The organism is uncultured Finegoldia sp. (assembly GCF_947252345.1).
In the GTDB taxonomy this organism is placed as follows: Bacteria; Bacillota; Clostridia; order Tissierellales; family Peptoniphilaceae; genus Finegoldia.
Window position 1 is genome coordinate 13,332 of sequence record NZ_CAMXVC010000006.1, and the last position, 26,540, is coordinate 39,871.

At 37.2% G+C, this 26,540-nt stretch carries 29 protein-coding genes; 5 read left to right on the forward strand and 24 right to left on the reverse strand.

Annotated features, from left to right (window positions below):
- Positions 1 to 4: 4 nt before the first annotated feature.
- Together Q0X02_RS02130 and Q0X02_RS02135 are read right to left on the reverse strand one after the other, a co-directional pair.
- Entirely contained in the window at positions 5 to 946 is a 942-nt protein-coding gene (locus Q0X02_RS02130; RefSeq protein WP_297810858.1) for a DnaJ domain-containing protein, read from the reverse strand.
- Positions 947 to 1,191: 245 nt separating this feature from the next.
- Positions 1,192 to 1,731 (reverse strand): sigma-70 family RNA polymerase sigma factor, encoded by a 540-nt coding sequence (locus tag Q0X02_RS02135; RefSeq protein WP_297810861.1) that lies wholly within the window; start codon positions 1,729 to 1,731, stop codon positions 1,192 to 1,194.
- Positions 1,732 to 1,968: 237 nt separating this feature from the next.
- Here Q0X02_RS02135 and Q0X02_RS02140 point away from each other — a divergent pair, with 237 nt between their 5' ends.
- A complete protein-coding gene (locus Q0X02_RS02140; protein WP_297810864.1) occupies positions 1,969 to 2,424 on the forward strand; it encodes a hypothetical protein in 456 nt (151 codons plus the stop codon).
- Positions 2,425 to 2,515: 91 nt separating this feature from the next.
- Here Q0X02_RS02140 and Q0X02_RS02145 read toward each other — a convergent pair whose 3' ends face one another.
- Positions 2,516 to 3,463 (reverse strand): albumin-binding GA domain-containing protein, encoded by a 948-nt coding sequence (locus tag Q0X02_RS02145; protein ID WP_297810866.1) that lies wholly within the window; start codon positions 3,461 to 3,463, stop codon positions 2,516 to 2,518.
- Between the two features lie 692 nt (positions 3,464 to 4,155).
- Here Q0X02_RS02145 and Q0X02_RS02150 point away from each other — a divergent pair.
- The 3 genes from Q0X02_RS02150 to Q0X02_RS02160 all read left to right on the forward strand — a co-directional run bounded on the left by Q0X02_RS02150 (position 4,156) and on the right by Q0X02_RS02160 (position 6,221).
- Positions 4,156 to 4,707, forward strand: a complete 552-nt coding sequence (locus tag Q0X02_RS02150) for a hypothetical protein (RefSeq protein WP_297810868.1) — start codon at positions 4,156 to 4,158, stop codon at positions 4,705 to 4,707.
- Positions 4,708 to 4,773: 66 nt separating this feature from the next.
- Positions 4,774 to 4,986, forward strand: coding sequence for a hypothetical protein (locus Q0X02_RS02155; protein ID WP_297810871.1), 213 nt, complete (start codon positions 4,774 to 4,776; stop codon positions 4,984 to 4,986).
- An 86-nt stretch (positions 4,987 to 5,072) separates the two neighbouring features.
- Positions 5,073 to 6,221, forward strand: a complete 1,149-nt coding sequence (locus Q0X02_RS02160; RefSeq protein ID WP_297810874.1) for an MFS transporter — start codon at positions 5,073 to 5,075, stop codon at positions 6,219 to 6,221.
- An 80-nt stretch (positions 6,222 to 6,301) separates the two neighbouring features.
- Here Q0X02_RS02160 and Q0X02_RS02165 read toward each other — a convergent pair whose 3' ends face one another.
- Positions 6,302 to 6,799 (reverse strand): M50 family metallopeptidase, encoded by a 498-nt coding sequence (locus Q0X02_RS02165; RefSeq protein WP_297810877.1) that lies wholly within the window; start codon positions 6,797 to 6,799, stop codon positions 6,302 to 6,304.
- Between the two features lie 32 nt (positions 6,800 to 6,831).
- Entirely contained in the window at positions 6,832 to 7,305 is a 474-nt protein-coding gene (locus Q0X02_RS02170) for a site-2 protease family protein (protein WP_297810880.1), read from the reverse strand.
- 97 nt (positions 7,306 to 7,402) lie between these two features.
- Between Q0X02_RS02170 and Q0X02_RS02175 the strand changes: the two genes are divergently transcribed.
- Entirely contained in the window at positions 7,403 to 7,561 is a 159-nt protein-coding gene (locus tag Q0X02_RS02175) for a hypothetical protein (protein WP_297810883.1), read from the forward strand.
- 241 nt (positions 7,562 to 7,802) lie between these two features.
- Here Q0X02_RS02175 and Q0X02_RS02180 read toward each other — a convergent pair whose 3' ends face one another.
- From Q0X02_RS02180 to dnaB, 19 genes are all read right to left on the reverse strand, one after another.
- Complete coding sequence (locus tag Q0X02_RS02180; protein WP_297810886.1) at positions 7,803 to 8,840, reverse strand: DUF5633 domain-containing protein; 1,038 nt, start codon at positions 8,838 to 8,840, stop codon at positions 7,803 to 7,805.
- A 676-nt stretch (positions 8,841 to 9,516) separates the two neighbouring features.
- Positions 9,517 to 9,939 carry a hypothetical protein gene (locus tag Q0X02_RS02185; RefSeq protein WP_297810889.1) on the reverse strand — a complete coding sequence of 141 codons (423 nt, stop codon included), beginning with the start codon at positions 9,937 to 9,939 and terminating at the stop codon, positions 9,517 to 9,519.
- Between the two features lie 44 nt (positions 9,940 to 9,983).
- Complete coding sequence (locus Q0X02_RS02190) at positions 9,984 to 10,919, reverse strand: TIGR01212 family radical SAM protein (protein ID WP_297810892.1); 936 nt, start codon at positions 10,917 to 10,919, stop codon at positions 9,984 to 9,986.
- Positions 10,912 to 11,352: a peroxiredoxin gene (locus Q0X02_RS02195; protein WP_297810897.1), complete on the reverse strand. Its 441-nt coding sequence runs from the start codon at positions 11,350 to 11,352 to the stop codon at positions 10,912 to 10,914. Before Q0X02_RS02195 ends, Q0X02_RS02190 begins: the two co-directional genes overlap by 8 nt.
- Entirely contained in the window at positions 11,345 to 12,178 is an 834-nt protein-coding gene (locus tag Q0X02_RS02200; protein WP_297810899.1) for a Cof-type HAD-IIB family hydrolase, read from the reverse strand. The genes Q0X02_RS02195 and Q0X02_RS02200 overlap by 8 nt, the downstream gene beginning before the upstream one ends.
- Positions 12,168 to 12,482: a DUF1292 domain-containing protein gene (locus tag Q0X02_RS02205; RefSeq protein ID WP_297810902.1), complete on the reverse strand. Its 315-nt coding sequence runs from the start codon at positions 12,480 to 12,482 to the stop codon at positions 12,168 to 12,170. Before Q0X02_RS02205 ends, Q0X02_RS02200 begins: the two co-directional genes overlap by 11 nt.
- 18 nt (positions 12,483 to 12,500) lie before the next feature.
- Positions 12,501 to 13,886 carry a beta-Ala-His dipeptidase gene (gene pepD / locus Q0X02_RS02210; protein WP_297810905.1) on the reverse strand — a complete coding sequence of 462 codons (1,386 nt, stop codon included), beginning with the start codon at positions 13,884 to 13,886 and terminating at the stop codon, positions 12,501 to 12,503.
- A 205-nt stretch (positions 13,887 to 14,091) separates the two neighbouring features.
- Positions 14,092 to 15,187, reverse strand: a protein-coding gene (gene prfB / locus Q0X02_RS02215) for a peptide chain release factor 2 (protein WP_297810908.1) whose coding sequence is annotated in 2 segments (ribosomal slippage) — positions 14,092 to 15,114 and positions 15,116 to 15,187 — 1,095 coding nt in all. Because the reading frame shifts where the segments join, the coding sequence is not laid out codon by codon here.
- Positions 15,188 to 15,260: 73 nt separating this feature from the next.
- A complete protein-coding gene (gene secA / locus Q0X02_RS02220) occupies positions 15,261 to 17,990 on the reverse strand; it encodes a preprotein translocase subunit SecA (protein WP_297810911.1) in 2,730 nt (909 codons plus the stop codon).
- A 213-nt stretch (positions 17,991 to 18,203) separates the two neighbouring features.
- Positions 18,204 to 18,914, reverse strand: coding sequence for a transaldolase (locus Q0X02_RS02225; RefSeq protein ID WP_297810914.1), 711 nt, complete (start codon positions 18,912 to 18,914; stop codon positions 18,204 to 18,206).
- 22 nt (positions 18,915 to 18,936) lie between these two features.
- Positions 18,937 to 20,295, reverse strand: a complete 1,359-nt coding sequence (locus tag Q0X02_RS02230) for a PTS ascorbate transporter subunit IIC (protein WP_297810917.1) — start codon at positions 20,293 to 20,295, stop codon at positions 18,937 to 18,939.
- A 28-nt stretch (positions 20,296 to 20,323) separates the two neighbouring features.
- Positions 20,324 to 20,599: a PTS sugar transporter subunit IIB gene (locus Q0X02_RS02235; protein WP_297810920.1), complete on the reverse strand. Its 276-nt coding sequence runs from the start codon at positions 20,597 to 20,599 to the stop codon at positions 20,324 to 20,326.
- Positions 20,592 to 21,062 (reverse strand): PTS sugar transporter subunit IIA, encoded by a 471-nt coding sequence (locus tag Q0X02_RS02240; RefSeq protein WP_297810923.1) that lies wholly within the window; start codon positions 21,060 to 21,062, stop codon positions 20,592 to 20,594. Before Q0X02_RS02240 ends, Q0X02_RS02235 begins: the two co-directional genes overlap by 8 nt.
- A gap of 103 nt (positions 21,063 to 21,165) precedes the next feature.
- Positions 21,166 to 22,107 carry an AEC family transporter gene (locus Q0X02_RS02245; protein WP_297810927.1) on the reverse strand — a complete coding sequence of 314 codons (942 nt, stop codon included), beginning with the start codon at positions 22,105 to 22,107 and terminating at the stop codon, positions 21,166 to 21,168.
- 143 nt (positions 22,108 to 22,250) lie between these two features.
- Positions 22,251 to 22,895, reverse strand: a complete 645-nt coding sequence (locus Q0X02_RS02250) for an NAD(P)H-hydrate epimerase (protein ID WP_297810930.1) — start codon at positions 22,893 to 22,895, stop codon at positions 22,251 to 22,253.
- On the reverse strand, positions 22,892 to 23,866 hold the full coding sequence (locus Q0X02_RS02255) for an ATP-binding protein (protein ID WP_297810933.1): 975 nt from the start codon (positions 23,864 to 23,866) through the stop codon (positions 22,892 to 22,894). Before Q0X02_RS02255 ends, Q0X02_RS02250 begins: the two co-directional genes overlap by 4 nt.
- On the reverse strand, positions 23,866 to 24,624 hold the full coding sequence (locus tag Q0X02_RS02260; RefSeq protein WP_297810935.1) for a DnaD domain protein: 759 nt from the start codon (positions 24,622 to 24,624) through the stop codon (positions 23,866 to 23,868). The genes Q0X02_RS02255 and Q0X02_RS02260 overlap by 1 nt, the downstream gene beginning before the upstream one ends.
- 4 nt (positions 24,625 to 24,628) lie before the next feature.
- On the reverse strand, positions 24,629 to 25,192 hold the full coding sequence (locus Q0X02_RS02265; RefSeq protein WP_297810938.1) for a GNAT family N-acetyltransferase: 564 nt from the start codon (positions 25,190 to 25,192) through the stop codon (positions 24,629 to 24,631).
- Positions 25,189 to 26,526: a replicative DNA helicase gene (gene dnaB, locus Q0X02_RS02270; RefSeq protein ID WP_297810941.1), complete on the reverse strand. Its 1,338-nt coding sequence runs from the start codon at positions 26,524 to 26,526 to the stop codon at positions 25,189 to 25,191. The genes Q0X02_RS02265 and dnaB overlap by 4 nt, the downstream gene beginning before the upstream one ends.
- Positions 26,527 to 26,540: the final 14 nt, after the last annotated feature.

The window sequence follows — 26,540 nt, forward strand, 5'->3', positions numbered from 1 at the left end:
TACATTATTCAGAAATTTCGTATAATTTTTTGTATAATTTTTCTTGTTCTTCGTTTAATTTTGTTGGATTTACGATAGAAATTTCGAGGAACAAATCTCCCTTGACGCCTTTCATATCGACAAATCCCTTGCCCTTAACTCTAATTCTTTGATTAGACTTGATGTGTTGAGGAATCTTGACTTTGATTCTCTCACCAGTAATCGTATCGACGTTGATTGATTTTCCAAAATAAGCTTCCCAAGGTTTAAGCTCAACCTTTTTGATTATGTTGTGGTCTTCGAGCTTGTTGTACAAATCGACCAAGTTAATCTTCACATAAATGTCGCCGTCAACGCCGAATTTTTCGCCCTTGACTTTGATTTTCTTGCCGGGCAAAATCCCCTTTGGAATTTTCAAATTCAAATTGACAGTCTTGTCACCAATCCTAAGTCCCAATCTTTTTTCGGCGCCGTTGTAAATGTCCGATAGAGAAACGGAGATTTCGGTGTCATATCTTTGCCTTTGTGGTTTTCTTCCAGCGCCTTTGAATCCGCCGAAAATATCGGAAAATCCTCCGCCGCTACTTTGTCCTCCCGAGAAAAACGCATTGAAAAAGTCCGAGAATCCTCCGCCCGCACCACTCGTCGTGTAAGTGTACGAGCCGCCGTTCTTGCCGAAACCGCCGAACCCACCGAAGTTTCCAAAATCGTACGCATTAGGGTCGAAATTTTGACCGCCTTGGAAATTGTAGTTCGAGCCGAACATATCGTATTTTTTACGCTTATCTTCGTTTCCCAAAACCTCGTAAGCCTCGTTAATCTCCTTAAATTTTTCTTGGGATTTCTCATCGCCTTTATTTAAATCGGGGTGATATTTCTTGGCGAGTTTTCTGTAAGCCTTCTTAATTTCTTGGGCACTCGCCTTCTTATCCACTCCTAAAACTTTGTAGTAATCTTTGTATTCCATAAAATCCTCCCGAATAAGAATTTGTTTTTGACTTTCTTTGACCTTAAATATATTATACACCCTCCCCGAAATTTTATCAACAAAAATTACAATCGTTGCAATTTCTTTGACATTCAAATCAATTTTTTTCCAAATTACTCCAAATACAACACCCCAGCTTATTAGAAAAAACTCCGTAAATTTTCCCAAATAAAAAATGGAACCACACCGATTCCATTCTGACCGCTCGCCAATTCAGCCACAACTCAATACATCTTGCGCAGATTCTCCAACGCCTTGCTCCTCGTGTTGTAGAAAGTGGACTGTTTCATATTCAATTTTTTGCAGATTTCCCTAGCACTTTTTTCACGAAGGAAATTCTCGTAAATAATCTTCTGTTGCCTTTCCGGAAGCTTGCGTACCCTCTCGTAAAGTTGTTTAATCTCCAATCTATCCTCAAAATCCTGCTCGATATTTTCATCAGATTCAATCAAATTCATTATTTCATCACCATCCTCATTCGTAAAATTCAACGAAGAAACACTCCTTCTCGGATTCTTCTTCAGATAAAAAAACCTCAACCTCTGCTTCAAATAATAATTGAACGGAACTTTTTTCCTGTCGTCGTACTCCATTATCGCATACATAATCTCCGTCTTTCCCTCATCAACAAGCTCACGAAAAATATCGGCCCTGTCGTAATAATTTTTGATGCTGGAAATAATCAACGGCTCAAAAGCCTTGTAAATTCTCTCATCATCTAGTATCTTGTTTCTAACAATATAATCTATTAATTCGTATTGCATAATCTCATCTCCTTTTTTTTAATTTTACTATCCAAAGCCAAATTTGATTAATCGAGAATCAAATCAAAAACAACTACAATTTAGTCATTTACAATGGAAATTTACACAAATTTTTCACTATTCTCGTCGCAATTCTTGGATTTTGCGAACAATTCATTGTAATTTTTTGTTCAAACGCTTGTCTATGAACGTTTGTTCTGTTATAATAAAATTATCATAAAAATAAAAGGAGAAACAATGAGACAACTACAGGCAATAATCCCGATATACGTCGATGATATCGGAAATGCAGTCGAACTTTATTTTAATGATTTCACCACTACTAGATTTTATTCATTGGATTGTTGCATCAAAAAAATCGCCCGCAACGAACTTATAGACATCGCCGAGGCGAAAAAATTAATCAAAAAATCACTGAATATCACGAAAAATCCTCCTATTTGTTTTAAAAACGGAACCTACTGCATGATAAAAGTCAGAAAACCAATTTCAAAAAACGACGGAAGCTATGGACTGTTCAACATCGACTCGATAAAAGAAATAGTAAAAGGACACATAACGCTCACCAACACACAAAAAATCCCTACACTAGAATCCAAAAGAAACATCGAAGACAAAATCAAAAAAGCAAAACTTGCGAGGCTTTTGATTGAAGACTACACAGAAAACTTGGACATATTCACAAGAAAATAAAAAAAGCTGATACATCTAGTATCAGTTTTTTTGCATTAAAAAATGGGACCACAATTAGTCCCATTTTCAATTAATCTTTTACTCAGATTAATTATTTACGTTTTTTAAGTGAAATGAAAGCACCTGCAACGCTTGATAATGAAGCTGCTGCTAATGTTAAGATTTCAGCTTCGCTACCAGCTTTTGGTAATTTTTTCTTATTCTTCTTATTTGGAGAATCAGTGTTTTCTTTTTCTTTTTTACCAGGTTTTTTAGCTTCTGGTTTTTTAGCTTCGCCAGGTTTTTTGTCTTCTGGTTTCTTAGTTTCTGGTTTTTTGTCTTCTGGTTTCTTAGTTTCTGGTTTTTTGTCTTCTGGTTTCTTAGTTTCTGGTTTTTTATCTTCGCCAGGTTTTTTATCTTCTTTACCAGGTTTTTTATCTTCTTTACCAGGAGTTGATGGTTCATATGGTGCATATGGTCCTTCTGGAGTTGAAGGTTGTCTTTCTGGTGTTGATGGTGTTACTTCAGGAGTTGATGGTTTTTTGGTATTTTTTTTGTTCCATTCATCAATTGTTGTTAGGTTTTCTTTTGCCCATGCAAGACCAGCATCTTTTGCTTGTTCTACATCATAAAGTGTTTTAGCATCTTTTACTCTTTTAACAAAATCATTTTTTTCGTTACCAAGTCCAGCTTTTTTAAGTTCAGCTAATGCATTTACTTTTGCATCTGCAACTTTTTTAGCTATTGCTTCTTTTTGTTTTTTTGCCCATTCAGCTTTTGTTTCTTCAGTTTTAGATTCTTCATGTGATTTTAATAATTGTGCTTTTAAAGCTTTTACAATATCAATTGTTCTTGCATTTTCGATTTGTTTTAAGTATAATTCTGAAGTTACTCCTGCTGCTTTCAATTCTTTGATTGCTTCTTCTTTTGCTTTTATTAAATTTACTTTCGCTTCATTTTTAGCTGCTGCTGGTTGGTCGGCAGCAAAAGTTCCTACCCCACCTGTTACTACGATTGCACCTGCTAGTGCAGCCATTAATAATTTTTTATTAAGTTTCATAATATTATGACAATGGAAACTTCCCTTTCGGGTGGAATTTGTCTCCTCCTTTTAAATTTTTGCATTTCAATGCTATTTAAATCAAATTCGTTTCCAAGCAATTTCTTGCCATTCCTTTGATTACCTCGCGGTAAATTCGGGCAAAGCCCTACTAAAATTGAACGCTTCATTTATGTTTTGTAAATGATTCTTGCTTCTTCCACTGATTTCCCCATCAATGTCCACAAGCGTTTGGTTTGGCTTGTTCACAGCCTACCGTATATCAACTACTAATAATAGTAGCAATTACCGTGTTGTGAACACCTTTTTCTTCGTGCCTTCAATTCTAATGTAAGGTGTACTGTAAGATTATCCTGCGATATTCAAAATCAAGTGAAAATTCTTCACTTTTCTTTTTATTATACATCGTTAAAATATTGTGTATTTACTTATGATTATAAAATAAAAAAAAGATTTTGTTTTTCCACTTTCTGTGTTTATATTCAGTATATACCATAGTTAACAATTATGCAAGATTTTTTAGCGTGTTTTTTTATTAGAAAATTTTTTTCTACAATTTTTGTTTTGCAAAACACTTTTTATTGTTTTTTTGCTTTTATTTGCAAGATTTTTGTGTATGTGTAACAGAAGTTACGGAAATTTTGCGAAAAAAAGTGATATAATTATAAAAAAATAAACTACGGAGGTGTTTTATGTCGAGATTTTTAGGTCCGATTCACTATATAATGTTCGATAAGATAAAATATTTGGACGGGATTACAAAAGAGTTGTGCAAATTGTCAGATAAAAATGTCGATTTGGAAAAAATTGAAGATGGTTCGTTGGAGGATTTGATTGACACGGACAACATTCACGGATGGTTGCAGGTGAGGGTTTCTGTCGTGGAGGATAATTTGGCAAAGATTTTGAGCGAACTAAAAAAAGAAGGAATCCTCGATGATGGTTTGAAGGTTGCCTACGAGTTCGGGGCGAGGGAAAATTTCACGGGCGACGCGTCAGATGCGTTTCAATTTATGTCCGAGAAATTCTTGGACGGTATGCCTTGCGATATGGCGAATTTGCCATTGGACTCCGACGGCTTCGAGTTTCGTTGGATAAAAAGAATTGACGTTCACGATAAATTCTACATCTACGGACAAACGAGTGAGATTTACGATTGTTTTCGCAAAGCTTGGCTCGATGGTCTGCTTTCTAATTGTGAGCTCGAATATTTTGTCGATGGCGATGTGAATGTGATTAGATAGATTTGTTTGGCCCTCTTTTGGGGTATAAATATATGTAACGGGAACATTACTTTGAGGAGGTATGTTATGTATATTAGAGAACAAGTGCTTAAAAACGCCAACAACAAGGAAAAAGTATCGGAGATTTTGGAGAATTACTTCAAAACAGGTGCAAATTTCGAAAATGAATACAGTCGTGACGAACTTCGCCGTCGTGGATTTGAAGAATTGAAATTAATCGGCGAAATCCAAGTTTATCAATTGTTGATGAACTCCGATGACGATAGAAGCACAATATAAAATTAAAATGAACAATCCCTTGCCAATGGCAGGGGATTTTTGTGTGGACAAAGTATATTTTATTGAAAAAGAGTTATAATGTACGTATGAAAACTTCAAGAAAAATATATGCAATGAATTTATTTTCCAATTTAATATTTTATGCGCCTGTTGCGTTGTTGGTTAGGACGAATAGAGGAATTAGCTTGTCGCAGTTTTTTGTGTTACAGGCGATACTGTCTGTTACTTGCATGGTTTGTGAATTTCCTTTGGGTGTTTTAACCGATAAAATCGGGCTGAAAAAGTCAATAGTTCTCGCACAGTTTACTATGCTAACTGCAAGGATAATTTTACTGATATCCAATAATTTTATGCTTTTTGCAGTGGAGGCCTTGCTTGAAGGAATTGCTTTTGCATTAAATTCCGGAACAATAAGCTCCTACATATACAAGCTTTTCGGCGACGATAATTACAGTAATAATATTTCGAAGTTCTATAATTGGGGAACGATTGCTTTTATCGTATCAACTGTAATGTTTCCTTTTATTAATTCAAGATGGAACATTAACGCTTTGATTTGGATTACCATAATTGCAAATGTAACTGCAACTGTGATTTCTATTTTTATTCCAGATACCGACAACTCAGTAGAAACTGAGGAACAATTTGATTTGTCAAAAACATTGAAGCTATTGGTACACGATAAAACTTTTAGAGTAATCGTGTTAATCGTGTCGTTGTTTAATTTGTCATTTTTGTTGATCAACTTTTTCTATGTAAAAGTCATAATTGACAATGGATATTCGGAAAACATAGTGTCGCCATTAATCCTGGCTTACTCGGGACTTCAACTCTCACAAACATTTATCATAAAATATCTAGGAGAACAAAAAGCATGGAACAAAGTTCGATTATTTTCAGTTATTGCATCATTGTTCTTTGCTGGATTATGTGTGATATCTGGAAAGCCCGTAGTATTGTTGATGATTATTCTTCCAGCAATCTTGTCTGTCTTGGGGATATTTATTGAAAAAATCCAAAACAATTATATAGACACAATAGGCTTCAAAAATCACAGAGCAACCATGCTATCAGCATTTAGCTTCTTCGCTGATGTGTTCGAAGTCGTCTTCTTGTTGGCAAACTCGTATATTTCATCGTTCAATTACAAATACATCTTCGTGTTTATAGCAGCATCACTCTTGTTGAGTGCAATTATGCTTAGAAATGATAATGCCGTAAAGTCTGTATCGTGATTTGTGAGTTTAGTAAGTATGATATAAATTATAAAAATCCCTTGCCAATGGCAGGGGATTTTTGTGTGTGTTTAATGGTATTAGATTTTCGTTGTTTTTTTCATTCCTTTTATTGCATTTAGGCATTGAAGTCCGTCAGATTGTTTTGCTCTAATACCTTCGTATTCTTTTGGTAACAAACTAATCAAAGCCTTCCAGAAATTAATATAAAATGTGATAAATACGATGTTACGGTAAAAACTACTTACATCAGTTGAATGATTGATATCATAGATAAAAGGAATCATACTTACAAATAAAATAATGTTAACAAGTGGTCCCGCCAAAAACACGATCAAATTTTTCTTGTAATACCAATCTTCATAATCATCATCAAAGTAACATGCTCCATCGGCTGGAATTAAATGTATTTTAAACCTTTTGGTTTTCAATATTTGTTTGCCTCTTCCGATTTCAATTCTCCATTTCTTTGATTGGTAAGCTATACGATAAGCAATAGCATGTCCCATCTCATGTAAGATTTGAGAAATTTGATAAACAAAATAAGATATTACGATTTTCATTAATAAGTTAAGCATTATAACCTCAATTATGTAAAATAAAAAACAAATCAGTCTTTAATTATTTCAATTATTCTTCTTCCGTCGCTAGGAACATCTCTTTTATAATAAATTGGCAACAAAGTCCAAAAAAGTGTTGCCATATTAAATCGCAACAAAAACTTTATTGATTCTTGAAAAAGATGCGAATATCCAGCTATCATTTTCCCTTCATTTATTAATAATGGAATTGTAACAATCAGTACTATTAAATTAAATAATGGTCCACCTAATGGAATCATTATTTTTTGTAATTTGCTCTTGCCATTATAATATTCCTCGTCTAACTGTGGGAGTATTTTCCCAACAACAATTATAGGTCTTATAATAAGTCTTTTAGTTTCAAATAAAACCTTACCAAGTCCCATATCTATTTTCCAATCTTTACATTTAAAGAAAATAATACACATTAAAATATGTCCCATTTCATGACAAAAAACAAGTACAATTATTATCAAGTATTTGATTATTAGTTCTAAAATCATTATATCCTCCTAAATCTATGATTACGATTTCATTCTACCCTCCCCCACTATTTTTTGTCAAGCATTTTGTGAAAATATACTCATTTTGGAGTAGATGATGAGTTGTATATCCCTTGTCAGTGAAACAATCAGATTACTGATTTTGCTAAGAATATCATCTGGAGAAAATAACCAAAAATCCAAGCGAAATGACCCGTCAAAAATCTCACTCGTGCCAGTCGCAGATGCACTTGAGATTTTAGGGTCACGAGCGTGATGATTTTTTTATTTTCGTAAGTCATATGTTCGTGCAAATCAGTTTTCTGATTTTACTGTGAACCGATACCGTCTTGTCAGTGATACAAATTTACATAAGCCAGACGAGACGTGCTACGACTTTTATTCATTATCTTTGTGTTGCGATAAATTTTCTTGTCCGTGTGTTCATGCAATCAAGTGTTTTAATTTCCAAATAAAAAATGGGGTTATAGACCCCATTTTCTCATTTTAATTTAATTTTATTTGCGTTTTTTAATTGAAGTATACACACCTAGAACACCTGCCAATGATGCTGTTGCTAGTGTAAATACTTCTGTTTCAATACCTGCTTTTGGTAGTTTTTTCTTGTCTGTGCTACTTTTAGCAGATTTATCTGCCTTGTTGTCCGAAGAAGTTACAGTAACTTTTCTCGATTTTTTTACAAAAGTCACCTTTTTCTTCTCTGCGTTCTTCTTAAATTCTTCGGCTTTTTTCTTTGCTGAGGCTTTCATCGCTTCGGACTTCTTTTCTTCAGCCTTTTTTTCTTCCTCGGCCTTCTTTGCTTCTTCTTCCGCTTTTTTCTTTGCTTCTTCTTCAGCTTTTTTCTTCGCTTCTTCTTCGGCCTTTTTCTTTGCTTCTTCTTCTTTTTGTTTTTCTGATGAATTTTTCAATCCATCTATTTTCTTTTCGTTTTCTGTTTTCTTTGCTTCTTCCTCGGACTTTTTCGTTTCTTCTTCAGTCTTTTGCTTTTCTGTTGAATTAGCTGATTTTTCTGGTTCTATTTCCTTGAATTTTAATGTGTAGTGCCATTTGCCATCTTTTTCTTCTAAGTCAAATGCGTTCTTCACCAATTCTGTTTCCAAGTCTGTCTTTGCTGCTTTTTCCGCTTCTTCCTTAGTGCCAAATTCATGTTGAGCCTTTAATTGTTTGATTTTTCCTATTGCTTCATCAAAACGTCTCATAACTCCTATGGCGTATTTAGTAGTTAGACTCGTTTGTATATCGAGCAACGCCCTTTCTTCTTTTACATCCTTTTTTAATTTTTCCACTTCAGGATTTTTTTCTAATTTCTTTAATTCAGGGTTTTTTTCTAATTGTTCTGATTCAAAATTTTTTTCTAGTTTGTCTAAAATTTTATCAACATTATCCAATATTTCATTGATAACTTGGACAGAAACCTCTTCTTGTAGTTTTATCGAATTATCCGTATTGTCCTCTGTAGCAAAACTACTAACTCCACTGCTAAGAACCATCGCTCCCGCAAGTGCTGCTACCAATAATTTTTTCTTTAATTTCATACCAATATGACAATGGAAACTTCCCTTAACGGGTGGAATTTGTCGCCTCCCCTTCAACTTTTTCAAATACATTTATCAATCCGTTCCCAAGCAATTTCTTGCCATTCCATTTACAAGCTATCTGCTCGTATTAGCTACCAGAAATATTCCTGCCGAAATATTCTATGCTGTCGAGTGAAAACATTTTTCACAAGTTAACAATATGACCACAAAATAATTTTGAATTTTGTTAATAGGTACACGATTTTAGCTTCTCAAAAGTATTTTTGTGTATAACTATTTATTTTGTTATTTTTATTATACTATATGATTTTGAGTAATACAATATAATCTTGGTATTCAACAACATTTTTAAATTTTCACCATTTCCATCACCAAATCAGATTACCGCTTTTGCTAATAATATCGTCTGGAGAAAATAAATAAAAATCCAAGCGACGTGACCCGTCAAAATCTCACTCGTGCCAGTCGCAGACGCACTTGAGATTTTAGGGGCTCGAGCGTGAGGATTTTTTTGTTTTCGTAAGCCAGATGTTCGTGCAAAGCAGTTTTCTGGTTTCTTCTGAGCTGAAACAGTCACTGATTTTAGCGATAGTAAAACAATTTTTGCTTTTACACAAATCTACACGATTTACCCAAGAAAAAAGACCCTCGAAGAAGGGTCTTGTTGTATGTTTTATGCGTGCAATTCTGTCGTGTCTTTGTGATATTTTTCTGGTAAGCTTTGTTTGTCCTTGTTCATTCCTATGAAGAAGTTGACGTTAGCTTCTTTTGATAGTATTTCCAAGTTTTCCAACAATTCGTGTAGTTGTTCGTCTGTCATATTGACGATTGAGTAAATACCATCTACGTAAATAGTTTCGATGTCGAAATCCCTTGACATTATTCCTGCCAAAAATCCGTACAAGTTTTCTGGGTTTGAAATGTGGAATGTCGACGCATCTATTAATCTCACTGAGTGGTCAAGTGTAAATATGTGCTTGTCATCAGAATCTACAAATATTATGTTGCCGTTTTTGTTTTTCTTTTCGTCATTTGCTTGGTCTATCAACCATTTTGTTTTTCCACTACCTTTAGGACCTACTACAAATTTAATCATTTTAATCATCCTTTCTTAAACTAAAATAAAAAGTTTAATTTCCTTTATAATATTATACCCATTATTTGATTAAAATTATCACCTTGGAAAATATTTTCTTCTTCCATTTTCCCGATTATCATATCCTGGATTTTCCAATGACTTGTGTTCCAATTGCAAAACACGGAAATCTCCTCGGGCATTCTTCCGACAAGTCGTTGTATCAGAATATTTTTGTCCAAATATTTCAGAAACTCCACCACTTCATCTACGTAAGTTTCGAGCGATTTTAGTTTGATTTCTCCTTCTTCGTACATTTTTGAAAGCTTGGTGTTTTTGGGAATGTAGAGCGAATGAATTTTGCATTCGTCTATTTTCAGTACCGATAAAAGCTTCGCAGTTTCCCTGACATCGTCCATATCGTCCCACGGAAGCGCCAAGATAATATGTGTGCAAATTCTAAATCCGTACTCTTTTATCATCAAACACGCTCGGATAAAATCGGCTACTGTGTGTTGTCTGTTGATTATTTTCAGCGTTTTGTTGTTCGAGGTTTGCAGTCCAAGTTCTACAATGATGTCGACGTGTTTTTCTTGTTGAAGCTGTTTTAATATTTCCAAGTGCTCAACTGCAATGCAGTCGGGTCTTGTCGATATGCTGACAGCGACTACATTTTCTATCACCGCTTCGTTGACGTATTTTCTGAACAAATCAATAGGCATATAGGTGTTCGAGTAATTTTGAAAATACGCTATGAATTTGTGGGCGTTGTATTTTTTCTCGATGGTTTGTTTGTCTTTTTCCAATTGCTCACGAATCGAAAGGCACTTTTCTTTGTTCTCGAAGCTACCTCCTTCTTCGTGACAATAAATGCACCCACCAACGCCGAGCCTTCCATCTCTGTTAGGACAAGTCAAATCCAATTTAATCGGCAATTTGTAGACTTTTTCTTTGTAATGCTCTTTTAAATATTTGCTGTAAATGTTGTATCTATCAGTCATTTAAGTTGTCTCGAACGAACTCTAGCACTTCTTGTGGATTTTCGTCCGGTTTTACTTTCCTAAATTCTTTCACTAAATTCATATCCTTGTCGAATACAAATGTGCTTCGTTCGGTTTTTGTGACTTCCTTGCCGAACATTTTGCCCGTGTACACGCATCCGAAATTGTTCAAGAACACTCTGTCCGGGTCTGAAATCAGTTGTTGTTTGAGCCCTTGTTTTTTTCTGAAATTTTCGTGTGTCTTTTCAGAGTCCTTGCTTATTCCCACAACTTCTGTGTTGAGCTTTTTAAATTCATCGTAAATCTCGGAAAATCCGTCAGCTTCAATCGTGCATCCACTTGTGTTGTCTTTTGGGTAGATGTAGACTACCAAATTCTTGCCAATGTATTTGTCATAATATTCTTCATTCAAAAAATCTTTTAAATTATTCATAATCCCTCAGTCCAAATAGTTCTTCTAAAAATTGTGCCATTCCATCTTGTTCATTAGTGTATTTTGTGATTTTGTCAGCGTGTTGTTTGAGTTCATCACAAGAATTTTTCATGGCAACTCCCAGTCCAAATCCTCTTATCATTTCCAAATCGTTGTGGGCATCTCCAATCGCCACGACATCTTCCTCGTCTATCTTCATCTGCTTCAAAATTCGCCTAGCTCTTGTGAATTTATCGGTGTTTGCGTTTTGCACTTCTAGCATTCTGACATTTTTTGAGAAATATTTCGTGTGAATGTGATATGTCACAAGCTCATTGTCTTTAATCTTGTCCACAATTTCAGCGATGTTTTTTTTGTTTGAAATAAGTATCATACTCAAACAATCATCAATCGGAAGATTTCTCTCTTTCACTGTCATAATCTCTGAGAGCTTGCCAACGCTGTCTATAAATTTGGATTTGTCCTCTCTATCGTCAACAAGTAGGCTGCATTTTTTTTCGACAAAAAAATACGGTCTTATCCCATACTCTTTTGCAAGAGTTGTAAGCCGCTCGACCACATTATACTCCAACGTCAAATCCTCCTTTTTAATATTGGAGCTACTTTCAACAGTAGCTCCGTTATTAGCAAGGATTATCTTGTCAAAATCTAATTTTGCGGTCAATTGTTTAGCTCTGGATAGACCTCTTCCTGTCGCAATGATAATCTTGATTCCTTTTTCGTAAAGGATTGTTAGAATTTGTCTGCTGTAATCAGTGATTTTCTTGTCATCTGTCAGGAGAGTTCCGTCCAAATCTATCATAACAGCCTTAAAATTATTCTTCATCTTCTCCTTCAAAATCGACAAAAATTTCTTCGAATGTTTGCTTAGCTTTTTCGTACTCGTCATCGTCTTCAATGACATCTAAGTTAGCTTCGTCATCGTTGATTTCTTCGTACTTGTAAATCATAATTTCTTTGTCATCTTCTGACACAAGTGCAATGTAGTCTGACTCGTATCCTTCAACCTCGAATACTCCAAGTATTCCGCATTCCATCTCTTCGCCATCTTCAAGTGTTAGTACAAGAGTGTCTAACTCCTCTTCATGTTCATGCATTTCTTCGTTTTCTAAATTTTTTTCGTCACACATTTTTTTGTCCTCCATTTTTTATAGTGATTCTATCAATTTTTTTAAAAATTCATATACTCTGTCAGTTGATTCAAGATCCAGCGTTTCTTTTGGAGTATGAACTCCTGTCATATCTGGGCCGATTGAAATCATATCCATTTCTGGGTACTTCTTGGCAAAAATCGCACATTCAAGTCCTGCGTGGATAACTTCCACTTTCATATCTTTGCCAGTTAATTTTTTGTATTGTTCGAGGCATTTTTCTCTAAGTGGGCTGTCTTCACGATATTCCCAAGGTTCATAGAAGCTTTCAGTGATAACTCTGCCATCGTTCGATTGTGCTGCATCTGTTATCAATTGTTGCACTTCACGGACTTTTTTCAACAACGATGACCTGATGGATATCGTGAATGTAAATTTGTCGTCAGTCTTCGCAATTGCTTGGTTGAGTGATGTTTCTACCAAATCCTTTCCTTCGACCATTGCCACAACTCCGTTTGGAATCGCAGTCAAAAAGTTAAATATGTTTTGAGATGTTTTCGCATCCATCGGAGTTGTCTTGTCAATTTGTTGGAAGACAAATTGCATCTTGTCTTCTTTTTGTTTGAATCCGGTGATGTTTATTTCATTTTCTTTGATTTCATCTTCACTCGCAATCACAACCTCACAACTTCTAGCGATGGCGTTTTGTTTCGTTCCGCCGTCAATCGAAACAATTCTTATGTTGTGATTTGATGAAATTTCTTTGAGGATTTGAACGCAAGATTGGTTGGCGTTTAAGTATCCTTTGTTGATGTCCGCACCGCTGTGGCCGCCTTTGAATCCACTGATTGAAAATTTGTAGAAATACTTTCCAAAATCTTCCCTTTTAATGTCAAATTCAGAGTTCAAAGTGATTCCACCAGCACATCCCACCGTCACGATTCCCTCTTCTTCGCTGTCGACGTTGATTAGATAATGACCCTTCAAGAAATCTTCCCTCACTGCGTGCGCACCGATTAGTCCAACTTCTTCGTTAGTCGTAATCATAAGCTCCAAATCTGGATGTGACAAACTTTCATCTTCGAGAATGCCAAATCCCATCGCAATGGCAACTCCGTTGTCAGCTCCCAAAGTCGTCTTGTTGGCTGTTAGTTTGCCATTTTCTATGATAAACTCGATAGGGTCTTTTGTGAAATCGTGGTCGCTGTCGTCTTCCTTTTCACAAACCATATCCATATGGCCTTGTAGGATAACTCCCGGATGACCTTTTTTGTCTTCAGTTGCGGGCTTTCTTATGACAATGTTGAGTTGTTCGTCAACATCGTATTCCAAGCCCAATTTTTTTGCTTTATTTACCAAGTATTCGTTAATTCTCTCTTGGTCAAACGAGCAACGTGGCACGTTTGACAATTCTCTGAAATTTTCTAATACTATGTTTTTCATTTATTAACTCCTCTAGTTCTTTATACCCATTATAATACTAAAACTCACAATTTCAATCCTTTTCTCACAAACATTTTGCCGCTCTTTTGCTTTTGATTTTTTCTTTCCAAAGCAAATCTTCGAGATAATCACATTTCTGACAAAACGTCCACTATGGTTTTTTGAATATTATTTTTATATTGCACATTACTTGTCGTTTGAAAATTTAATTTTGACTCAAATACGCATTTATAAATTTGTCCAAATCGCCGTCCAAGACATCTTGCACTTGCGAAGATTCGCAGTTGGTCCTGTGGTCTTTTACCAAAGTGTACGGTTGAAAGACGTAGGATCTAATTTGCGAGCCCCATGCTATTTTGTTGTATTTTCCTTGAATGTCCTCGATTTTTTCACGCTTTTCTTCTTCTTTTATCATTATAAGCTTGGCGATGAGCATATCCATCGCGTATTTTCTGTTGGCGATTTGCGACCTTTCCGTTTGGCATTGAACTGTCACTCCCGTTGGAATGTGCGTTATCCTCACGGCAGAATCTGTCATATTGACGTGCTGGCCACCGGCGCCAGATGCCCTGTATGTGTCAATTTTCAAATCCTTGTCGTCGATTTGGATGTTGTGGTTGTCCTTGATTTCGGGAAACACGTCCACTGATGCGAACGATGTGTGACGGCGTTTCTGTTGGTCGAACGGAGAAATCCTGACAAGTCTGTGAACGCCCTTCTCGCTTTTTAAAAATCCGTAGGCGTTGATTCCCTGAACAATCAATGACACCGATTTGATTCCACCTTCCGTGTCCTGATTGTAGTCGGTGATTTTGTAGGAGTATTTCTTGTCGGTAATCCACCTCGTGTACATTCTCAATAACATTTCCGCCCAATCCTGCGCCTCCGTTCCACCCGCTCCTGCGTGAATGGACAATATCGCATTATTTCTGTCGTACTCTCCCACCAAGAGCGTTTTTATTTTAAATTCGTCGACGTTTTCTTCCAAACTTTTGAGCGTCTTCTCGATTTCTTTTGCGTATTCTTCGGTGTCATCTTCCTTGCTTATTTCGAGCATCATCGTGACTTCGTCGATTTTTTCTTTTATGTCGTCGTATTTTTCGATATCATCTTTGATAGAGTTTAATTCATCGAAAATCTCCTGCGCCTTGTCGCTGTCATCCCAAAATCCCGGCTTCAATGTTTTTTGTTGCAATTCTTCTAATTTTTTTCTTAAATTGTCTAAGTCAAAGAGACTCCTTTATTTCGTTTAGATTTTGAGATAAATTTTCTATTTTTTCGTTGATTAAAAATAAGTCCATTTACATCCTCCAATCGCATAAATTTTGAACAAAAAAGAGGGATTTCTCCCTCTTAAAAGCAAGTTCGCTTGTTTTATTTGTTTTTGCCACAGCAATTTTTGTATTTTTTGCCACTTCCACATGGACAAGGGTCGTTTCTTCCGATTTTTCTTCCCTTTACTACTGGCTTGTTGACTTCTTCTTCGCCACCAGTTGTCGATGTTTCGTGAGCTACTTGTCTTCTTTCGATTTCTTCGACCGGTTGAACGTTGAACATTCCCCTTACTGTATCTTCCTTGATAGAGTGGTTCATATCTTCAAACATTTCAAATCCTTCGTTGTTGTACGCTCTGACAGGGTCTTGTTGACCGAACGCTCTTAGTCCGATACCTTGACGCAACTGATCCATCGCATCGATGTGGTCCATCCATTTTCTGTCGACAACCATAAGAAGAATTACACGTTCGATTTCTCTGAACTTTTCCTTGCCAATGGCTTCTTCTTTTTCATTGTAAACTTCCAACGCTTTTTGTACGACATAATCTGTGAAAGTCTTCTTGCTGTAGCTGTTGAGTCTTGTAAGGTCAAGTGTTCCTTCTGGAATGAATGTATTCAAGTAAGTCATCAACGCTTCAACTTCCCAATTTTCAGGTTTTGGGTCTTGGCAGTATGTCTCGATGGCGTTTGAAATGATGTCTTTAATCATCGACACGATTGATTCGTGCATATCTTCGCCGTCCAACACCTTGTCTCTTTCAGTGTAGATTACTTTACGTTGTGCATTCATAACGTCGTCGTATTTCAACACGTTCTTTCTGATACCGAAGTTGTTGGATTCTACTTTTGTTTGCGCTCTTTCGATAGCTTTTGTAATTGCTCTAAATTCCATTGGCTCATCTTCTGGGAACTTGCCCGATTCAGCGTATTTTTGAATAGTTTCGCCGCCGAACAATCTCATAAGATTGTCTCCCAATGAAACGAAGAATCTTGACCTACCAGGGTCACCTTGACGACCGGCACGACCACGCAATTGGTTGTCGATACGACGAGATTCGTGACGTTCCGTACCGATTATATATAAACCACCAACTTCGATGACTTTTTTCTTGTCTTCGTCAGTTATTTTCTTGTATTTCTTGTATAATTCGTTGTAGACATTTCTAGCCGCAACCAATTCTTCATCAGTGCTTGGCAAGAATGAATCCAAACTTTCAATCACATAATCTCCGTAGCCTTGTTTTTTCATATCGTGTTTTGCCATAAATTCAGGATTACCACCCAAAAGAATGTCGGTACCACGACCAGCCATATTTGTAGCGATTGTAACTTTGTTGTACATACCAGCTTGTGCTACGATTTCTGCTTCACGTTCGTGTTGCTTAGCGTTCAACACGTCGTGTTTGATTCCACTCTTCTTCAACAAGTTAGACAATTTTTCTGATATTTCAATTGAAATAGTACCAACTAGAATTGGTTGACCAGTTTCGTGAATTTTTTTGATTTCTTCTACGATAGCGTTGAACTTTGCATTTTCGTTGATGTAAACTCTGTCTTGCTCGTCAACTCTCGCAACCGGTTTGTTAGTAGGGATTTCAACAACGTCCATCTTGTAGATTTCGTTAAATTCTGCTTCTTCCGTCTTGGCAGTACCAGTCATACCGCTTAGTTTGTTGTACATTCTGAAGTAATTTTGGAATGTAACTGTCGCCAAAGTCTTGGATTCGCTCTTAACTTCTACGTCTTCCTTCGCTTCAATCGCTTGGTGAAGCCCGTCAGAATATCTTCTACCTTCCATTATACGTCCAGTAAATTCATCGACGATTAAAATTTCTCCGTCCTTTACAACGTAGTCGATGTCACGCTTCATAGTGTTGTTGGCCTTCAACGCTTGGTTGATGTGGTGAGCCAATTCCATATTGTTCGGGTCAGACAAGTTTTCTACGCCGAAATACTCCTCGGCTTTTTTAGTGCCGACCTCAGTAAGACTCGCCGTTTTTCTCTTTTCATCGACCAAGAAATCCACTGTTTCATCTTTAAATTCACGATCGAAAATATCAGGCTTGTCTTCTTCAGGGTCCATTATACGACCTGTCAAACCATTGGCAAACAGATTTGCCTTCACATACATATCCGTAGATTCGTCGCCTTGACCGGAAATAATAAGTGGTGTTCTCGCTTCATCTATCAAAATCGAGTCAACCTCGTCCACTATTGCAAAGTTAAGTCCTCTTTGAACCTTGTCTTGCTTGTAGATAACCATATTGTCACGCAAATAATCGAAACCGTATTGGTTGTTAGTTCCGTAAGTAATGTCACAAGCGTAGTTTTCACGTCTTTCATCATTGTCCAAGCCGTACACGATAACGCCTACTGTAAGTCCCAAAAATTCGTGAACTTTTCCCATCCATTCCTTATCTCTCTTTGCAAGATAATCATTGACAGTTACGACGTGAACGCCCTTGCCACTAAGTGCATTCAAATACGCTGGCAAAGTTGCAACCAACGTCTTACCTTCACCGGTTTTCATTTCGGCAATTCTACCTTGGTGCAAAACAACACCACCGATTAATTGCACACGATATTGTTTCATTCCCAAAACTCTGTAGCTGGCTTCTCTAACGACAGCAAAAGCTTCAGGTAAAATATCATCCAAAGTCTCTCCGTTTTTTAATCTTTCTTTAAATTCAACAGTTTTATGTTTCAATTCGTCATCCGATAATTGTTGCATCTCCTTATCGTATGATTCAATTTTTTTAATGATTGGTTCTATTTTTTTCAACTCTTTTTTGTTAACAGAGCCGAAGATAGATTCAAATAATCCCATACATATCTCCTAACTTTATAAATATAAATACTACCTTTTATTTTAACATTAAAATAATTCATTTACAACAAAAATCATCGCCATTTGCAGGATATTTTTGAAAAAAACTCTATTACGTCAAAATTTTTTATTTTGTTCGTGTTTTCTAAAATTTTTTCAAATTCGTGGTTTGTTTTCGCTAAAAAAGAGCCCACAATTGTGAGCCCTTTGATTTTATAAAATTGAAAATCCCAACTCTTTTGAATCTTTGCAGAACATTTTCACTGTGTCTAGTGAGTATTCGTTCAAATCTTTGCCACTCAATGAAAGTTTTTTGATTATCGCAGGAGTGCAAGTGATGATGTCCACTCCAAGTTCGTTTGCTTGGTAGATGTTCAACACTTCTCTTGGTGATGCCCACAACAATTCGCAGCCTTTTTTGCTTTTGCAAATCGCCAATGATTCTTTCATTATCGGCATTGGGTCAACTCCTGTATCTGCGATTCTTCCAGCGAATACTGAAACGATGCTTGGTACACTTTCAGTCAAGTTGTCTACGACTGTTTTCACTTGTTCAACTGTGAAGATTGCTGTGACGTTTAACTTGACACCTTTTGAACTTAATTTTTTCAACAATGGTGCAGTCGATGTTCCGTCGCTTGTTGTTACTGGGATTTTAACGTAGACATTATCTCCCAACGCAGAGATTTTGTCGGCTTCTTTTTCCATAGTTTCCAAATCATCTGAGAAAACTTCAAATGACACTGGATATTCTGTTATTTTTTCGAGAACTTTTTTTGCAAACTCAACGTAGTCTGTGATTCCCGCTTTTTTCATCAACGATGGGTTGGTTGTAAATCCTGTAACTTTTTTAGATGCCAATGATTCCAACATATCTTCAAGCACTGCACCGTCTGAATATATTTTTGTATTAATTTTTTCCATTTAAGCCTCTTTCCTTTGTGTTTTATTCTTCGTTGTTAATGGCTGTGTTTTTCTTTGTAATTATTGATGGAGCTATTAAAACAACTAGCAATACTGCAATTATAACATAAACTCCGACATTTCCCATTGCGTTTCCGATTTTACCTAACGTAATTCCTATCAATCCAAAGTCAAAATCTCCGAATGTCGTATTGTTGAATCCCAATTGTCCCAAAACCGGCAACAAAAATGCTGGAAGAAATGCCAAGAACAATCCATTGATGAATGAGCCTACCATAGCTCCTCTCCTACCACCTGTTGCGTTTCCGTAAATTCCTGCAGTGGCACCACAGAAGAAGTGTGGAACAAGTCCCGGAATAATCAACACGCCTCCGAATGCTCCCAAAATGAACATTCCAATCAATCCTCCGATAAAGCTACAAGCAAATCCGAGTATAACTGCTGTTGGTGCGTATGGGAAAAATACTGCACAGTCAACTGCAGGAACGGAGTTTGGAATTAATTTCGTAGCGATTCCTTCGAAGGCTGGAATCAAATCTGCAAGAATCATTCTTACTCCTGAGTACACGATTGCAACTCCAACTGCAAAGCTCAACGCACACACGATTGCAAAAATGTATGGGTTTTTGCCGCCAGCTAATTTGCCTACAAAATCCGGACCAGCTTTGATAGATGAAATCAAATAGAACACCATCATTGTAAGTGCTGTCGAGATTGTCGTATTTCTCAAGAAACCCCATTTTTCTGGAATTTCGATGTCTTCTGTCGATTTAGAACCTTTTCCGACGATTGAACCGATTAATGCTGCCAAATAATATCCCAATGAGCCGAAGTGACCCATGGCGATTTCATCTCCGTCAGTCGCTTTGAGTGTGTATTTTTGTCCGATAGCTGGTGAGATTGCACTCCACGCTCCTAAAATAAATCCGCCTGCAAGAACAAGTCCGATTCCTTTAAAACCGATTGCTCCCAAAGTCGCTGACAATAAACAAGCCATAAAGAAGCTGTGGTGACCTGTCAAGAAAATGTATTTGTATCTCGTAAATCTGGCGATGATTAAGTTGAAAACAAGTCCAACCAACAAGATTGACATTGTTTCGACACCCAAAACTTTTTGTGCAACAGATGTTATTGCTTCGTTGTTTGGAACAACTCCTGTTATGTTAAATCCGTGTTGAATCATTTGGCTCAACGGATCCAAGTTCGTCACGATAACGTTCGCACCAGCCGCCAACATCAAGTAACCTAAGATAGGTCCCAATGTACCAGTCATAACTTTGTGAGCTGGTTTTTTCAATGCGATTAGACCTATCATTGCGATAAGTCCCATCAAAAACGCTGGTTCAGATAGAATATCTTTTATTACTTCTAAGATTCCCATAAATCCCTCCTAAATTTTAAATTATATATTATTTGAATCCTTCAAGTACGGGAACTAAATCTTCTTCGATTTTCTTTCTGTTAGTGTAGCTTTTTACGATAGCTACTTTTTGGTCAGCAGAAAAAATAGATTTAAATTCCTTGACAGTGACAAAAAGGTCAGCTCCCTTTCCGACAGCAGCGTTGGAATCGCAAGATTCAACGTTAGCTTCAATTCCCATTTCCTTGCAAATAGCTTCGACTTTCATTTTTAGCAACAAGCTACTTCCAATTCCATTACCACATACCGTTACAATATTAATCATTGTTTTCCTCCTCTAGTTTTTTGTTGATAATTTCCAACATTTTATCTTCTGAATCACAGGCTATGATTTTTTCTATGATTTCATCTGAATCCAAAATAACTCCCAATTGTTGAAGCGCCTCGATGTGCGAAGAAGAATCCACTGCACACAAGCAAAACAATAGTCTAACCCAATTGTCTTCGTTTTCTTCTTCATTTCTAAAATTAACGGCCTCGTTAAATTTGGTCAAACTAATCGCCATTTTCTTGACGTTTCCATCGGGACGTGCGTGAGGAACAGCGACGTTTTCGCAAAGCACGATGTACGGGCCCAGCTCCTCCACACTTTTAATCATACTGTCGATGTAATTTTCGTTGATATAATCATTTTCGAGCAAACTCGCTGCTGCAATTTTAATAGCATCTCGCCAATTATCTGCTCGTTGTTCAATCCTTACTAAATTTCTCTTGATTAATTCTTTCACAAATTCACCTCTTTACAAAAAATATTAACTAATAAAAGTTATATTAAATTCATTTTATCATAAATCTCTCAACTATTGAACATAAAAAACAAAATCTTACATATCACAACAGAAAACTTCCGATAAGTATCACACAAGGCATACTAACAACCGATACAACCGTCGACAAACACAACGCCCTCGAAGGAAAATCCACAGGCTTGTTGAACATAACGCTAAAAAGCACGCTCACTCCGGCAATCGGAGCCGCTGACATAGCCAACATTGCAATCTTCGAGTTTGTTGGCATAGGGATAAAATACAAAATGACGATGTGAATCAACGGAAAGGCGAAATTTCTGATAAAAGTAATCTCCCAAGCTTTCTTGTCCTTGTAAATAGGCTCGGTGATGCTTACAAAATTTGCCCCAATCACTATCATACTCAAAGGCGTGTTCATATTTGCCAAGTAAAAAATAGGCTTCGTTATAATGGAAGGTAACCTGTAAATAATACCAAACATAAATAAAACAAATCCAAGCACGGAGGCTATAATACAAGGATTCATAAAAACTTTCTTCCAATTAATCTTGCCGGATTTATTCGCCTCGAAAAGCCCAATTCCATGACTCCACAAAAACAAATTAAACACAGCTAAGTATGGAATCGCATAAAACATTCCCTCTTTGCCGAGCAGAGCCTCAATCAAAGGAATACCCATAAACCCGCAATTGCTGTAGACGCTTTGAAATTTGTAGTCGCTCAAATTCTCGTTTTTGGAAAATCTCTCGAATTTAAAAACAAAATGACAAATCAAAATTGACGAGCCCAACAAAATTATCGCACACAAAAAATCCATCTCGAAACTACTCAAAAGACTATCTGTCACAGGTCGATTGAACGCATTGATGATGACGCTACTTCCGATTATGTACATAACAAATCTAGTCAATTGTTTGATAGTTTCCTTGCTGAAAAACTCGTATTTCCGCAAAACAAATCCCATTCCCATAAACACAAACATTATCAAAATCTGCTGAAAAGTAATAACAAAAATAATAACCACCCCCTACATTTAATTATTTATTATACCACTTGGAGAAATTTTTTGTAGAGTATTTTTTTCAATTTGCTTTAGAAATTAAAATCGTTAAACCAAAAAAATAAATTTTGAGAGAGCATTTTTTTGCAAAACAAAAAAAACGCCTCTTACGAAGCGTTGTTTAATACGTATTTGATTGATTTTTCCGGTATCCCAATGTCTTCCACGACGAATTTGGCATTGTAATCTTTCAAGGATTTTTTCGGAAGTTGCAATGTCACGAGCAAATCACAATCGACACACACGTTGTGAATCAAATACTCGTCCGAATCCAACCCCGATGGCATATCCACACTCACTGTGAATGCTTTTGAATTGTTGATGTAATCAATCACATCTTTGTGAATACCCTCGATATCTCTTTTGAGTCCCGTGCCGAAAATGCTGTCGACAATCAAATCATTTTCTTTTATGTCGAATTTCGTGTTTTCGTCCACAAATTCAATGTCGACGTCCAATTTTTCCAAAATACCGTAGTTGATTTTGAAATCTGTCGTCGCTTTTTCGAGCTTTTCAATCACATACACTTTTACTTTTTTTTCAGCGTTGAAAATATCCCTAGCAACTGCAAGTCCATCTCCTCCGTTGTTGCCAACAGACGAAAACACGTACGCCGTGTCAAATTCTCTGTCCAAAATGTGCTTGGAAATCTGAGCCTTGGCATTTTCCATCAACACAATCGAAGGAACTCCGATTTGCTCAATCGTGTATCGGTCGATTTGCCTCATTTGTTCAGCTGTTACATAAATCATAATCCTCTTTTGAACCTCTCTTCTCTGATATCCCTTCCGAAAAATTGTATCGGCATAAATTCTCCTTTGATTCTCGAAGCTATTCTCGCATCGTATTGCTCGGACAAATCATCGAGGCTTATGTTGGTCGAAATCATCGTCGTTTTTTGTTGTTGGATTCGGTAGTTGAGCAAATCAAACAGCAAGCTGATGTTGGTGTCCGATGAGTTTTCCGTTCCCAAATCGTCAATCATCAAAACGTCGCAATCGTAGAGGATTTCCTCGACTTCCGGCTGTGGCTGGTCGTTGAAATTCTTGTATCTAATCGAAAAAAGCTTCTTCAAAAGTTGCATCGCAGACATATACACAACAGAATATCCTCGATTGATTATCTCACGGGCAACAGAAGACAGCATATAAGTCTTTCCAACTCCGACAGGTCCATACAACAAAATGGACTTGTCCTTTTCGGTGTAGTTTGTCGAATAATCGTAGAGATAATTTCTGATGTTTTCCATATATTCACGCTGAGAAATCTTGAATGTGGGATTGATTTTCGTGTCAAAAACATTCAAATCAAAATTGTCGAAGTTTTGCGTGCTCATTTGTTCATTCAGCATACTTTTTTCCCTGGCGATGTTTACCATCAGAGTTTTCTTGCACGAACAGATTTTGCCATCGTAGACTCCAGTGTCTTTGCACTTGTCGCAGTGGTGTTTGAGTTGTAAAAAATCGCTCGGATATCCGTTTAATATGAGCATTTTGTGCATTTTGTCTTCGAGCGACTTGATTTTGTTTTCGTAATCTTCGAGCGGAGCTTTGCCACTCATAGCTTTTTGAATGTAAGCGTATCCGATTTTGTTGCGCTCGATGAACAGATTATGATATCCGTCAATTTTCTCGAAAATTTCAGCATATCTGTCGTCCAAATCCTTTTTCGATTGTGCCCTGTAATCTTCCAACACTCGGTTGGCTTCTTTTGCGTAGCTCATTATTTCTTATCCTTTTGTTCACGCGCTTTTTTCATAAAAGCATCCACCACTTTTGAATTTAGATGAGTGGCGTTGTCGATGTCGTTATTTTGTGGTCTGTAATACGTCCTTTTTTTCGTTTTTCGTTGTTTTTTCTTGTTGTTTTCTTCCTGCCATTGTTCCATCGTCATAATTCCATCCAACTTCCAATTTCTCAACACTTGAAGAACGTAGTTGGTGTTGTTTTTCGTGTTGGGATTGGTCGTGCAGTAATGAAAAGCGCACACCACCAATTCAGGAGTTTGATGATAAGTTGCGATGTGCTCCAAAACCCTCTCCATCTCGGACTTGGACATTTCCATATCTCTGATGTCTTCGATGTCTCGAAACATCTCTTTGATTTCGTTGCTGTTTTCTGGAATATATGTTTTCTGTGACTCCTCAGGCTCCGGATTGGTTATACCGAGATACAACTGTCTTAGGCTTAGAAAAACCGTATGGTCTGTTTGTGTCTTAACATCTGTGTATCGTTTTATAATTCCCTGATCCAACCAGTAATTCCACGCCTCGCTGACCTCGTTTTCCGTCAAATCGAGCGCTTTTGCAATCACATCATCTGAAATATCTTCGTTTGCCGATGTATCATTTGCCAATTTGAACGCATACAAGTAAACTTTCAATTGATTTCCAGTGGCTATTTGAAGATATTGATTTAAAAATAAATTTTCGATAGGAGTTTCCCCCAAATCAATTTTGAATTTTTCTACACTGTACTTCACAATATCACCTCTTATTGTCAATCGCCATAGTCAGATTTTTCGAATAAATTTTGTCGTCTTTCACCAAGAAAAACTCGTCAAAACCATCTGCGGTTGTGCTCATTTTTTGATTTTCGAAAACTTCCTCGTATTGTGAAAATTCTCGAAATCCACATTTTTTGTAGCAACTAATCGCCCTCTTGTTGAAACTATTCACATTCAAGTAAATTCTTCTGAGATTGTGGCGTTCAAACGCACATTTTATCAGTGCTTTGATGGATTCTTCGCCGTAACCTTTGTTCATCTCGTTGGGGTCAAGTACGATTCCCAAGAACGCAGATTTCGTGAACTTGTCGTACTGTTTGAGTCCGATGTAGCCGACAAGCTTGTGAGAATTATCCCTCAACGCAAAGTATTTTTGCAACCTCGTTTCTCTTTTTTGTCTGAACCACATTTTTATTTCAAAATCGTCCAAATCGGACAAGTTGTAATCAATAAATCTCTCATCGTGATGCTTTCCCCACGAAGAAATCTCCAACGCATCTTCAATTTTCAAATCGCTAAGCGTCAATCGTGGTGTTTTTATCATTTATTAAACGCTCCAACTTCTGGAAGTCTGTTGTCCAAATCCATAAATTTTGTGTGTTCCTTGTCGAAGAGCATATCCACAGTACCCGTCGGTCCGTTACGGTGTTTAGCGACGATGATTTCCGCAATGTTTGGCTTGTCCGTTTCCGGATCGTAGTAATCGTCACGATACAGCATCAACACGACGTCGGCGTCCTGCTCGATAGCGCCAGATTCACGAAGGTCACTCATAACCGGTCTGTGGTTTGGCCTTTGGTCAGGCGCACGGGAAAGCTGACTTAGTGCGAGTATCGGACAATTCAATTCCTTCGCAAGTCCTTTGAGCCCACGAGAAATCGTGGAAATTTCTTGTTGTCTGTTTTCGTTTCTGCCACTCGTAGTCATCAGTTGAAGATAATCTATGATTACCAAATCCAATTCCCCACGCGCTTTTAATTTACGGCACTTCGAACGAAGCTCATTCAACGATATCGAAGATGTGTCATCGACAAACATATGACTGTCTGCAATCAACTTCGAGGCCTGTCCCAAATTCATCCAGTCTGTGACTTTTCCGCTGACGAGTTCCGATAAATTTATGTTGCTGAGTGCCGACAACAATCTCTGAGTCAACTGCATCTTGCTCATTTCAAGAGAAAAAACTGCGACGTAGTTGTCGACGCTCGCCTTGAAGGCGATGTTGAGCGCCAACGACGTCTTGCCCATTGCCGGACGAGCTGCGAGCAAAATCAAATCGGATTTTTGAAGTCCGGACAACTGTCTGTCCAAATCCAAAAGCCCCGTCGTAACTCCCGTGAGTTTGCCCTGATTTACACTCATTTCCCCGATTTTCGCAAGCGTCGGCTCCAACATTTCTGAGATTGGAACCAAATCCTGGTGCTTTCTGTTCTGGCTTATCTTGAAGATGTTGCTCTCTGCGTATTCAAGCAGTTCGCCTACAGAATTGTTGGCAATGGACATATCGATAATGTCTTGTGACACTCTCATCAGATTTCTGATAATCGCCTTGCTCTTGATGATATCGGCGTAGTATTTTACGTTCGCCCCGCTTCCAACAGCTTCGGAAATGCTGATTAATTCGTCAATCCCTCCGATTAATTCGAGCATATTGTTCGTGCGAAGCTGGTCTTCCAAAGTGATGTAATCGACAGGCTTCTCGTCGTCGACAACTTGAAGAATCGCCTTGTAGATTTCCTGATACTTCGTCGAGTAAAAATCTACCGGCTCCACGATTTCTCCCGCATTGTCGATGGCTCTCTCGTCAATTATCATCGCCCCGATTACGCTTCTCTCCGCCTCCAAATCACACGGCATTATGCTTTCTCGATTTTCCATTACCTCACCTCCTA